7 protein-coding genes are annotated in these 12,084 nt (G+C 71.1%); 2 read left to right on the top strand and 5 right to left on the bottom strand.

The window, feature by feature from the left end:
- Positions 1–9: 9 nt before the first annotated feature.
- The gene (locus D7X74_RS32455) at positions 10–192 is read right to left on the bottom strand and encodes a hypothetical protein (protein ID WP_233602353.1); all 183 of its coding nucleotides are present in this window, start codon (positions 190–192) and stop codon (positions 10–12) included.
- Between the two features lie 339 nt (positions 193–531).
- On the opposite strand from D7X74_RS32455, the gene D7X74_RS32450 reads away from it, so the two are divergent.
- Positions 532–6,519 carry an ATP-binding protein gene (locus tag D7X74_RS32450; protein WP_120536886.1) on the top strand — a complete coding sequence of 1,996 codons (5,988 nt, stop codon included), beginning with the start codon at positions 532–534 and terminating at the stop codon, positions 6,517–6,519.
- Positions 6,520–6,590: 71 nt separating this feature from the next.
- Complete coding sequence (locus tag D7X74_RS32445; RefSeq protein ID WP_120536885.1) at positions 6,591–7,508, top strand: LysR family transcriptional regulator; 918 nt, start codon at positions 6,591–6,593, stop codon at positions 7,506–7,508.
- Position 7,509: 1 nt separating this feature from the next.
- Here the strand turns inward: D7X74_RS32445 and D7X74_RS32440 are convergent, their stop codons facing one another.
- Genes D7X74_RS32440 through D7X74_RS32425 form a run of 4 tightly spaced genes read right to left on the bottom strand, consistent with a single transcriptional unit; the run spans position 7,510 to position 12,032 of the window.
- Positions 7,510–8,118 (bottom strand): TMEM175 family protein, encoded by a 609-nt coding sequence (locus D7X74_RS32440; protein ID WP_120536884.1) that lies wholly within the window; start codon positions 8,116–8,118, stop codon positions 7,510–7,512.
- A gap of 11 nt (positions 8,119–8,129) precedes the next feature.
- Complete coding sequence (locus D7X74_RS32435) at positions 8,130–8,765, bottom strand: YoaK family protein (RefSeq protein ID WP_120536883.1); 636 nt, start codon at positions 8,763–8,765, stop codon at positions 8,130–8,132.
- 17 nt (positions 8,766–8,782) lie between these two features.
- On the bottom strand, positions 8,783–10,165 hold the full coding sequence (locus D7X74_RS32430) for an alginate export family protein (protein WP_158620474.1): 1,383 nt from the start codon (positions 10,163–10,165) through the stop codon (positions 8,783–8,785).
- Positions 10,166–10,175: 10 nt separating this feature from the next.
- Positions 10,176–12,032: an amidohydrolase gene (locus tag D7X74_RS32425; RefSeq protein ID WP_120536881.1), complete on the bottom strand. Its 1,857-nt coding sequence runs from the start codon at positions 12,030–12,032 to the stop codon at positions 10,176–10,178.
- Positions 12,033–12,084 lie beyond the last annotated feature (52 nt).

Raw genomic sequence — 12,084 nt, 5'->3', positions numbered from 1 at the left:
GTCCCTTCGTCATCGACGAGGTGGAGCTGGAGGCGCCGCGCCCGCCCGGTACGTGAGGTCGGTGTGGCAGATGCCGCTCGCCGTCATCCGCACCCGCAGCTCCCCCGCGCGCGGCGCCTCCAGCTCCACCTCGTCGATGACGAAGGGACCATTCACCGTCTGTAGCAACGCGGCACGCACCGGAAGACCCATGGGGCCATCCTATTGGCATCATGCCAACAGTGTCGCCTGGAACCTTCGCGACGGGGCGGGGTCGCCGTGGCCCTCTGCTGGAAGTTGTTCCCGGAGCGCCCGGCTGAACGTTGACTTGTCGTCATGCGCGGACGCCGAGGGGCCAGGGGAACGGCAGGCCGCCGAGCGGGCCCCCTTCCTCACTTCCTCTGTCGGCCTGCCCCCGCGGGAGGTGTGTTAACGCTTGGCTCCATGAGCCACGGCCCTGGATCCCGCGCGCCTCTTGGCAGCACCCGCGTTGATGACGACCCGCCCGCATCACCTGCGAGCGCGTCCGGGGTGCTCGAGGGCGGAGGCGAGATGGGCGCCCTCATGCGTTCGATGGACTGGTCCACGACGGCGCTCGGGCCCATGAGCGGATGGCCCCAGCCGCTGCGCACCATGGTGAGCACGTGCCTGACCAGCCGCTTCCCCATCCTGGTGTGGTGGGGCGCGGACATGGTGATGCTCTACAACGACGCCTACCGGGTCATCCTCGGCGACAAGCACCCGCGCGCCATGGGGCAGCGTGGGCGCGAGCACTGGTCGGAGATCTGGCACATCATCGGCCCCATGCTGGAGGGCGTCCTCACCCGGGGTGAGGCGACCTGGGCGGAGAACCGCTTCCTGGCCATCGACCGGCACGGGTTCACCGAGGAGAGCTACTTCACCTTCTCCTACAGCCCCATCCGCGACGAGCACGGCAACGTGGGCGGCATCTTCACCGCCGTCGCTGAAACCACCGCCCAGGTGCTGGACGCGCGCCGGCTCACGCTCCTGCAGAAGATGGCGGCCCGGACGGCGGGCGCCCAGAGCGTCACCGAGGCCTGCGCCCGCGCGATGGACGCCCTTTCGGAGAACCCGTCGGACATCCCCTTCGCCGCGCTCTACCTGCTCGATGCGCAGGGCACCCAGGCCCACCTCACGGCGCGAAGCCCGCTGGAGGAAGGCGGCCCCCGCTGGCCCGCGCAGGTCCTGCTCGCGGGCGACGCGCGAACCGCGTGGCCCTCCTTCGCTTCAGTCATGCGCACGGGCCAGGCCGAACGCTTGGACGGCCTCGCGGAGCACCTGGGCGAGCTGCCCTCCCACGAGGGCAGGCCCGCGCCCACGGCGGCGCTCGTCGTGCCAGTGGCGCGGCCGGGCGACGCGAAGCCCGCCGCGGTCCTCGTGGTGGGGCTCGCGCCCCTGCTCGGGCGTGATCCGAAGTACCACGCCTTCCTGGACCTGGTGGCCGGCAACCTCGCCGCGTCCATCGCCGGCGCGCGGGCGTACGAAGAGGAGGCGCGGCGCGCGGAGGCGCTGGCGGAGCTGGACCGCGCCAAGACGACCTTCTTCAGCAACGTCAGCCACGAGTTCCGCACGCCCCTCACCCTGATGCTGGGCCCCATCGAGGACGGGCTCGCGGACGCCACGGCCCCGCTGCCGCCCGTCCAGCGCGAGCGCCAGGAGCTGGTCCGCCGCAACGGCCTCCGGCTCCAGAAGCTCGTCAACACCCTGCTCGACTTCGCCCGCATCGAAGCGGGAAGGGCCCAGGCCTCCGTCATCCCCACCGACCTCTCCGCGCTCACCACGGACCTGGCCAGCAGCTTCGATTCGGCGATGAAGTCCGCGGGCCTGCGGCTGGTGGTGGACTGCCCTCCCCTGCCCGAAGCCGTCCATGTGGACCCCGAGATGTGGGAGAAGGTTGTCTTCAACCTCGTCTCCAACGCCTTCAAGTTCACCTTCGACGGGGAGATCCGCGTCGCGCTCAGGTGGGAGGGCGCGCACGTGGAGCTCATCGTCCAGGACACCGGCGTGGGCATTCCGGAAGCGGCGATGCCCCGCCTCTTCGAGCGCTTCCACCGCGTGGAGGGCGCCCGGGGCCGCAGCCACGAAGGGACGGGCATCGGCCTGGCGCTGGTGCAGGAGCTGGTGAAGCTGCACGGCGGGACGGTGCGTGCACGAAGCACCCCCGGCAAGGGCACCACCTTCACGGTGAGCCTGCCCACGGGCGGCGCGCACCTGCCGGCGGCGCGCGTGGACACGGGCGGGACGCGCGCCAGCCCGGGCGCCGGGGCGCAGGCCTTCCTCGAGGAGCTGTCCCAGTGGACCGCGGAGGGAAGCCCGCCCACGCCCCCGCCCGTGACGCCGTCCTCCACCGCGACGAAGCCCCGCATCCTGCTGGCGGATGACAACGCCGACATGCGCGACTACCTCACGCGCCTGCTGACCCCGCGCTGGAGCGTGGAGACGGCGACCCACGGCCTCCAGGCGCTCGCCGCCGCGAGGGCGAACCCGCCCGACCTCATCCTCTCCGACGTGATGATGCCCGGGATGACCGGCATGGAGCTGGTCCAGGCCCTGCGCGCGGACGAGCGCACCCGGACCATTCCGCTGGTGCTCCTGTCCGCCCGCGCGGGCGAGGAGGCCACCATCGAGGGCCTGCGCAGCGGCGCGGACGCCTACCTCGTCAAACCCTTCTCCGCGAACGAGCTCATCGCGCGCGTGGACTCCCAGCTCACGGTGTCCCGGCTGCGGCAGGAGGCGCTCCACGCGGAGCGCACGCACACGGAGGAAGCCACCCGCCTGCTGGAAGCCTCCCGGCAGGCCACCCGCTCGCGCGAGGAGACCCTCGCGGTCGTCAGCCACGACCTGCGCTCGCCGCTCACCGCCATCGGCACCGCGGCCGAGCTGCTCCAGCGGGCCCTGGGCAACGGCGAGCGCGAGACCCGGCTGCGCCGACACACCGACTCCATCCGCCGCTCGGTGGGGCGCATGAACCTGCTCATCGCGGACCTGCTGGACCTGGCGAGCATCGATGCGGGCACCCTCTCCATCGAGGTGCGCCCGCAGACGGTGGAGGAGCTGGTGCGCGAAACCCGGGAGCTCTTCGAGCCCCAGTGCGCGGAGAAGGGCCTGCGCTTCACCGTCGACCTGGAGCCCGGACGCGTCCTGCGGTGCGACAAGGAGCGCATCCTCCAGACGCTCGGCAACCTCATCTCCAATGCCATCAAGTTCACGCCCCAGGGAGGCAGCGTGGGGCTGAAGGTGGAAGCGGTGCCGGGGACGCGGGACGTGTGCTTCGGCGTGACGGACACCGGCCCGGGCATCGCCCCGGAAGCGCAGGCGCGCATCTTCGACCGCTACTGGCACGCGGCCCAGAAGCAGCGGGAGGGCCACGGCCTGGGCCTCTCCATCGCGAAGGGCATCGTGGAAGGCCACGGAGGCCGGCTCTGGGTGGAGAGCGAGCCGGGCCGGGGCAGCACCTTCTGGTTCTGCCTTCCGGCCGAGCCCCGGGTCCGGGCCGCCGCGCGCGCGCTCCTGCCCGTGCAAAGCCAGACACCCCACACCCCACCGAAGGCGGGCCGGGACGAGGCGTTCATCCAGGGCGGCGGAGAGATGGGCGCCCTCATGCGCGCGTTCGACTGGTCCACCAACTCGCTGGGCCCGCTCGAGGGCTGGCCCCAGTCCCTGCGCACCTCCGTCAGCACGATGCTCCGCTCGCCGTACCCCATCATCCTCTTCTGGGGCCCCCAGCTGCGCATGCTCTACAACGACCCGTTCCGCCCCATCCTGGGCGAGAAGCACCCGGGGACCGTGGGGGCCCGGGGCCACGAGGCGCTCGCGGAGGAGTGGGGACAGCTGGGCCCCCTGATGAAGCGCGTCCACGAAACGGGCGAGCCGCTGTTCATCGAGAACGGGAACGTCAACTTCGCGCGGCGGCCGGGTGGCCTGCGGGAGGAGTCCTACTTCACCTGGTCCTACAACCCGACCATCGGGGAGTCGGGGGAGATCGCCGGCCTCTTCGCCATCGCGAGCGAGACGACGCGTCAGGTGGTCGGTGACCGCCGGCTGGCCATCCTCCGGGAGCTGTCCATCCGGGCGGCGCTCGACAAGAAGGTCGAGGCCATCTTCCGCTCGCTGGAGGCGGTGCTCGCGCACGCGGCGCACGACCTGCCCTTCGCGCTGCTCTACGTGGTCAACGAGGGCAAGGCCCGTCTGGTGAGCTGCGCGAACCTCGCGCGAGGCGCCCCCGCGGCCCCGCTGGAGGTGCTGTCCGGCGACACGACGTCCTGGCCGCTCGCCCGCGTCGCGGGTTCGGGACAGGAGGCGTTGGTGGACGACCTGCCCACGCGGTTCGGGCCGCTTCCCGGCGGGCCCTGGCCCGAGCCCACGACGCGCGCGCTGGTCCTCCCGGTGCCCCTGGGCGCGGAGACCGGAACCATGGGCGTGCTGGTGGCCGGCCTCAGTCCCCTGCGCGCACTGGATGACGAGTACCGGGGCTTCCTGCAACTCTTGGCGCGCCAGCTCGCCTCCAGCATCTCCAGTGCCCGGGCCTATGAGCAGGAGAAGCAGCGCGCGGAGGAGCTGGCCCAGCTGGACCAGGCGAAGACCGCGTTCTTCAGCAACGTAAGCCACGAGTTCAGGACGCCGCTCACGCTCATCCTCGGCCCCGTGGAGGACGCGCTGTCCAGTGCGGCGAAGGCCCTGGAGGGGGAGCAGCTGGAGCTGGTGCGGCGCAATGCCTTGCGGCTGTACAAGATGGTCAACACGCTGCTGGACTTCTCCCGCATGGAGGCGGGAAGGGCCCAGGCCTCCTTCGTCCCCACCGACCTTGCGTCCCTCACCACGAGCCTCGTGAGCGCCTTCCAGTCCGCGGTGGAGAGCGCGGGCCTGCGGCTGGTGGTGGACTGCCCTCCCCTGCCCGAGCCCCTCTACGTCGATCCGGACATGTGGGAGAAGGTTGTCCTGAACCTGCTCTCGAACGCGGTGAAATACACGTACCAGGGCGAGATCCGCGTGCGGCTCCAGTGGCAGGAGGGGCAGGCGGTCCTCACCGTGCAGGACACGGGCGTGGGGATTCCCGAGGAAGAGCTGCCGCGCGTCTTCGAGCGCTTCTACCGCGTCCGCGTCACCCAGGGCCGCAGCCACGAGGGGACGGGCATCGGCCTGGCGCTGGTGCAGGAGCTGGTGAGGCTTCACGGAGGCACCGCCTCGGTGGCGAGCCGGTTCGGGGAGGGCACCACCTTCACCGTGCGGATGCCGCGGGGCTTCGCCCACCTGCCCCCGGACCGCGTCGAGCGCCAGTCCCGTCCGCGCGAGCCGGCCGTCGGGGCCGCGCCCTTCGTCGAGGAGGCGCGGCGCTGGTCCTCGGAGGCCCCGAGCACGCAGGACATCACCCCCTCCCAGGCCCCGGTGATGGAGGTGCCCGCGGAGCTGGCGCGCGCCCGCATCCTCCTGGTCGACGACAACGCCGACCTGCGCGCCTACGTCGCCGGGCTGCTCCGGCAGGCCTTCCCGAACATCGAGACCGCCACGGACGGGCTGGAGGCCCTGGAGCGGGTGCGCGTCCAGGCGCCGGACCTCATCCTCTCCGACGTGATGATGCCCAGGCTGGATGGCTTTGGGCTGGTGCGGGCCCTGCGCGCCGACGAGCGCACGCGCGCCATCCCCCTCATCCTGCTCTCCGCGCGGGCGGGCGACGAGTCCACGGTGGAGGGCCTGCGGACCGGCGCGGATGACTACCTGGTGAAGCCCTTCTCCTCGCGCGAGCTCCTGGTGCGGGTGCGCAACCAGTTGGACATGGCCGGCGTGCGCCGGAAGGTGGTCCGCAACGAGTTCGAGAAGGAGGCGCTGCGCGAGTCCGTGCGGGTGCGCGACGAGTTCCTCCGACTGGTGAGCCACGAGCTGCGCACGCCCGTGAGCGCCCTGTCCCTCAACATCCAGGGCCTGAGCCGCGAAGCCCAGGCCGAAGCGTCGCCGGCCATCCTGCGGGGCCGGGCCCGCACGACGGCGAAGCAGCTCCAGCGCCTGTCACGACTCGTGGAACAGCTCCTGGACGTATCGGAGCTGGTCACCGGTCCCCTGGAGCTGTCGCGCCAGGACGTGGACCTGGCGGAGGTGGCGGCCACCGTCGTGGAGCAGTCCCGGGAGAAGGCCGACCGCGCGGAGTGCGTTCTCACCCTGAAGGCGCCCGCTCCAGTGGTGGGAAGCTACGACCGCGCGCGGCTGCACCAGCTGCTCGACAGCCTCGTCGACAACGCGCTCAAGTTCGGGGCGGGCAGGCCCGTGGAGGTGACCGTGGAGCGGGCGGCGGACCATGCGGCCCTGACGGTCCGGGACCACGGCGAGGGCGTCAAGCCGGAGGACCAGGAGCGCATCTTCGGGCGCTTCGAGCGCGCCGTTCCCGCGAACCACCACGGCGGCTTCGGCCTGGGCCTGTGGATCGCCCGACACATCGCGGAGGCGCACGCCGGAAGCATCCGCCTGGAGCCTACCGACGGAGCAGGCGCCACCTTCACGGTGGTGCTCCCCCTGAACGCGACGTGACGCCCTGGCAGGCCATCCCCGGAGCCGACAATCTTTTGCTCCCCATCATCGGTTTGTGAGATGGGGCGGGGATGTTCGACCCCGTCACGCTCGACCAGCTTCGCGCCTTCGTGTCCGTCGTCGAGGAGGGGAGCTTCTCGGCGGCGGCGCGAAAGCTTCGCCGCGTGCAGTCCGCCATCAGCACGTCGATGGCCAACCTGGAAGCCCAGCTGGGCGTGCCGCTCTGGGATCGCTCGACGAAGGTGGCCACGCTGACAGCCCAGGGCCAGGCGGTGCTCGCCTCGACGCGGCGGGTGCTCGCTGAAGTGGACGGGCTGCGGCGGCTCACCACCGGCATGACGATGGGGCTGGAGGCCTCCGTGTCGCTGTGCCTGGATGCCTTCTTCCCCCTCAAGGCGCTCATCGACCTCTGCGCCGCGTTCACCCGGGAGTTCCCCGCGGTCGACCTCCGCGTGGACACGCAGGTCATGTCGGCGGTCTCCGCGCGCGTGCTCGACGGCACGGCCACCCTGGGCGTCGTGAGCCCCGCGGGGCTGGCCCGGGGGCTCGAAGCGCAGGCGCTGTCGCCCATCCGCGTGCTGCCCGTCGTGAGCCCGGGCCATCCGCTCGCGGCCTTCAAGGGTCGCATCGCCAACCGGCACTTCGTCGACGCGATCCAAGTCGTGCTCTCCGACTGCGACGAAGCGGGCATCTCCGACCAGGTCGGACTGTCGCCGCGCACGTGGCGGGTCAGCGACCTCTACACCAAGCATGAGATGCTGCGAGCGGGGCTGGGCTGGGGCAACCTGCCGGAGCACCTCATCCGCGACGACCTGCGCGAGGGCAGGCTGGTGGCCATCCGGCCGATGGCCTGGGGCACCCACGAGAACACGCTCAAGCTGCTGGCCATCTACCGCGGCGACACCGTGTTCGGCCCGGCGCACCGCTGGCTGCTGGAGCAGCTCACCCAGCTCTGCGCGCGCGAAGCCCGCCGCCAGCGGACGGGGTGAATCAAACGCCGTCGTGCACCGGCCGCATGTTGGCGCTCCACAGGGCCCACATGCCCGCGCACATCGCGAGGCTCAGCGGCAGGCTCCAGAGCGCGACGACGGTGGCCGCCAGATACACCGGGAACCCGAGGCGGTAGTGCCACGTCAGCCGGTGCTCCAGCGCGTCCGGGGGCTGCTGCCGCCGGAGCAGGCGCCACAGCAGGTTGTAGGCCACGTTGATGAGCACGAAGAGGCCCGAATAGAGGGCCCCGGCCATGGAGCCCGAGGGCTCCATCAGGTGCGCGGACAGCAGCGCCGTCGTGAACGGCACCAGCGTGGTGAGCAGCATCAGGAACCCGTTCGCGAAGAGCACCGGCGTGTCCACCCGGCGCGCGAACTTGAGGATGCCGTGGTGGTCGATCCACATGATGAGGACGGTGGCGAAGCTCGTCACGAAGGCCAGGTACGTGGGCCACCGGGACGCAAGCTGCCAGAGGAGCGTGTGCGAGTCCTTCGCGGCGTCCGTCAGCTCCGGCTTCAAATCGAGCGCCAGCAGCGTGATGACGACGGCGAAGACGCCATCGCTGAACGCCTCCAGCCTGGCGCTGTCCGTCCTTTCGGCGTCCGACATGGCAGGGCCTCCTACAACCGGCTGCGAACCCACAGCGCCAGCGCCACGGGAGCAAGGAACGACGCGAACCCCAGGTGCTGGACGCCGAACGCACCGCCCAGACACCCCAGCGCGAACGCCAGGATGATGAAGCCCAGCGAGCGGTGCTTGCCGGCGTTCTCCGGCGCGCCTGGAATCACCTTCTCCACGAACCACTGCGTGACGTTGCCGGTCATCACGGTCGTCATCGGCCCCAGCGAGGGCGCCACCCGGTGCATCGCGTTCTGGATGCCCATGGCGATGACCGCGAAGACCACGACGACCTTGTGCGCCGCCGTTCCCTGTACGAACAGGGGCACCGCCGCCGCCGCGCCGAAGGCCACCGCCTGGAGGAGCAGGAGCAGGCGCGCGGACCCCTCCGCCCGACGACGGTGCAGGTGCGTGGCCAGGAAGACGGCCAGGACGAAGATGGGGAAGGTCGACAGCTTGAGCCACTCGTCGGCCTTGGCGTTGCGCGCGAGGTCCGCGGCGAGCACGACGAAGTTGCCGGTGACGTGGGCGCAGAAGATGCCCCCCGCGCCAACGAAGGTGACGGCGTCCGCGTAGCCCGCGACGAACGCGAGCGCGGCGGGAACCCATGCGGACCGGGGAGCGGAAATGGGAGTCATGGGGATGGGCCCGTGGGTCAGTAGGTGAAGGTCGTCCAGGTGCCGAAGAAGTCGACGTCCCGTCCGGTGACCGCCCTCAGCGAGGGCCCGGCGAAGACGTGCGAGTACTCCGCATTGAACATGAGGTGGCGCGTGGCGCGATACCCGAGCGACAGCGAGAGCTGCGCGCCGGTGTAGCGCGCCTGCGAATCCGAAGGCGACACGAGGACGCCCCCCGGCGGCGTGTAGACGGCGTCATCGACGGACTGCCGGAAGAAGAAGACGCTGCCCGCCTCCAGCGTGACGGCATCCAGGTCCACCTGCACGAGCGGATGCACTTCGTACAGGTTCGACGGGTAGATCAGCGGCAGCGCGCTGAAGAAGGTCTGGTTCGGAAACCAGGCATGGAAGGTGGAGACCCGCCCATCGTCGGCGCGCCGGTCACCGCTCAGCGCATCCCCTCGCACGCCCACCCGCACCGGCGCGAAGTGCAATTGCTGCCACAGTCCCCCCGCCAGCCCCCAGGCAAGCACCGGGACATCGCCCACCGTGCCGACCTGGGCGAGCGCGTGCCCGATGTACTCGAAGCCGCCCTCGGTCTCACCGAACACCCGCAGGCCCAGCATGTGGCGCACCTCGCGGCCTTCGACCTCGCCATACGTCACCGAAGGACGGTCGCGCCCCAGGTAGAAGGCGTCGAACGAGAGCTGCTTTCGCGGCAGGACCGCCACGGTCGCGTAGAGGCCCCAGAACCGGTTTCGCCACGCGGGCGCATCATCGAGCACGCCGCGCTGGAGCTGAGGCACCACGCCGCCAAAGCCCTCCACGTTCCAGCCCTCGCCGGTGACGGTGAGGCGGGCGAGGTCGAACGCCTGACGGACATTCGTCCCATCCCGCGTGCTCACCCACCGCGTCGACCCCAGCGACATCTCCTGGCGTCCCACGCGGGCGACGAAGCGGGCCTTCTGGCTCGCGGCGCTCCATTCGACGAAGGCCTGCTGCACGTCGAACAGGTCGCTGCCCGGCGGCTCATCCCGGGCGGGAGCCCCCAGCGCGTAGTATCCGCCCACCTGGACGAAGGCACGCAGGGGCCCCACGTGCGCGTCCACGTGCAACAGGTTGCGGGAGAAGAGGACGCTCTCGGGCAGCGGACCGTCCAGTCCTTCGGTCAGCTCGTAGCGGAGCCGGTGCTGGCCTCCGAAAGAGAGGTACACCTGCTCCCCGAGCGGGACGTATTTGACGCGGTCGAAGGGATCCTCCCCGGGCCGCCGTTGGGGATCCGCCCAGTCCTCCAGGTAGCGGATCGCGGCATACCGCGGCACCTCGCGCGGCTCGGGGACGTCTTCCGCCCGGGCCGCTGGTGACAAGGCCAGCAGCCCGGAGACCCCAAGGAAGCACCCGCTCCGTGAAAGGCTCGGCATCGTCCTTCGCCTAGAACGCCCAGCAGGAGCAGCCCAGGAGGCCCCAGAACGTCGGGTCCTCCGCGACGGGCACCGGCCGCCGCCAGGCCACCTTGCCATGGGCATGCACGCCGCAATCATGCGGCGCGGCGTGCAACGGGGACGCGTCATGCGCCTCCCGGGCCTGCGCGGTGGCCTGCGCATACCCGCCGAAGCTCCGCACGGGAGACCAGTCCGGCATCGCCGGGGGCAGCGGCGGAGCGAAGTCCGAAAAGCCGCCCGTGCCATGCACGACCTTTCCGCCGACCACGGTGAGCACGGACTCCAGCGTTGAAATCGCGTCGGCGGGAACGCTGAAGTAGTCCGCCGACAGCACGGCCAGGTCCGCGAACTGCCCCACGGCGAGCTGCCCCTTCTTGCCCGTCTCCGACGAGAACCAAGTGTTGCGCTCGGTCCACAGCCGCAGCGCGGTCTCCCGGTCGAGCAGCGCGTCCTCGCCGTACAGCGGCGTCCCCGCGACCGTCTTTCCGGTGACGAGCCAGGACAGCGACACCCACGGGTTGTAGGACGCGACGCGCGTGGCGTCCGTGCCGGCGCCCACCGGAACGCCAGCGGCGAGCATGCGGGCGATGGGCGGCGTGTGGGCCGCGGCCGCCGCGCCATAGCGCTCCACGAAGTACTCGCCCTGGTAGGCCATCCGGTGTTGCACGGCGATGCCGCCGCCGAGCGCCGCGATGCGGTCGATGTTGCGCTCGGAGACGGTCTCCGCGTGGTCGAAGAACCAGTGCAGCCCCTGGAAGGGCATGTCGCGGTGGACCTTCTCGAAGACATCCAGGGCGCGCGAGATGCTCTCGTCGTAGGTCGCGTGCAGGCGCCACGGCCAGCGGTTCTCCACCAGCACCCGGACGACCTCTTCCAACTGGCCTTCCATGTCCGCCGGAAGCTCCGGACGCGGCTCGCGGAAGTCCTCGAAGTCCGCGGCGGAGAAGACCAGCATCTCCCCGGCGCCGTTGTGGCGGAAGTGGTCGTCGCCCTGCCCCGGCTGGACCTGCTTCGTCCACGCGCGGAAGTCGGCGGCCTCCTCGCCCTTGTGCTGGGTGAAGAGGTTGTAGGCGATGCGCAGCGTGAGTTCGCCCGCGTCCGCCAGCTTCTGCACGACGGCGTAGTCGTCAGGGTAGTTCTGGAAGCCACCGCCCGCGTCGATGACGCCGGTGATGCCCAGCCGGTTCAGCTCGCGCATGAAGTGGCGCGTCGAGTTCTCCTGATACTCCTGGGGCAGCTTCGGCCCCTTCGCCAGCGTCGCGTAGAGCAGCTGCGCGTTGGGCTTCGCGAGCAGGAGCCCCGTGGGATTCCCGTGCCGGTCGCGCTGGATTTCGCCGCCCGGCGGGTTCGGCGTGTCCTTGGTGTAGCCACACGCACGCAGCGCCGCCCCGTTGAGCAGCGCGCGGTCGTAGAGGTGGAGGATGAAGACCGGCGTCTCCGGCGCGACGGCGTTCAGCTCCTCGAGCGTCGGCAGGCGCCGCTCGACGAACTGGAGCTCGGTGAAGCCGCCCACCACCCGCACCCACTGCGGCGCGGGGGTGACGGCCACCTGCTTGCGCAACATGCGCATCGCATCCGCGAGCGACCGGACCCCGTCCCAACGCAGCTCCAGGTTGTAGTTGAGCCCGCCCCGAATCACATGGGTGTGGCTGTCGATGAGGCCGGGCACGACCCGGCGGCCCCCCACGTCGATGACCCGGGTGTCCGGGCCCCGCGTCTTGAGGATGTCGCTCGCCGCCCCCACCGCGGAGAACCGGCCGTCCGTGATGGCGACGGCCTCGGCCTCCGGGGCGCCAGGGAGCAACGTGGTGAACCGGCCGTGGTGCAGGATGAGGTCCGGGGGCATGCGGCGAATCCCTTCAGGGGTTGGAGCTTGGGGGTGGAGCATCCCCCGGGGC

Source organism: Corallococcus sp. CA047B, assembly GCF_003612065.1.
GTDB classification, from domain to species: domain Bacteria; phylum Myxococcota; class Myxococcia; order Myxococcales; family Myxococcaceae; genus Corallococcus; species Corallococcus praedator.
This window is presented reverse-complemented; position numbering and strand designations above follow the sequence as displayed.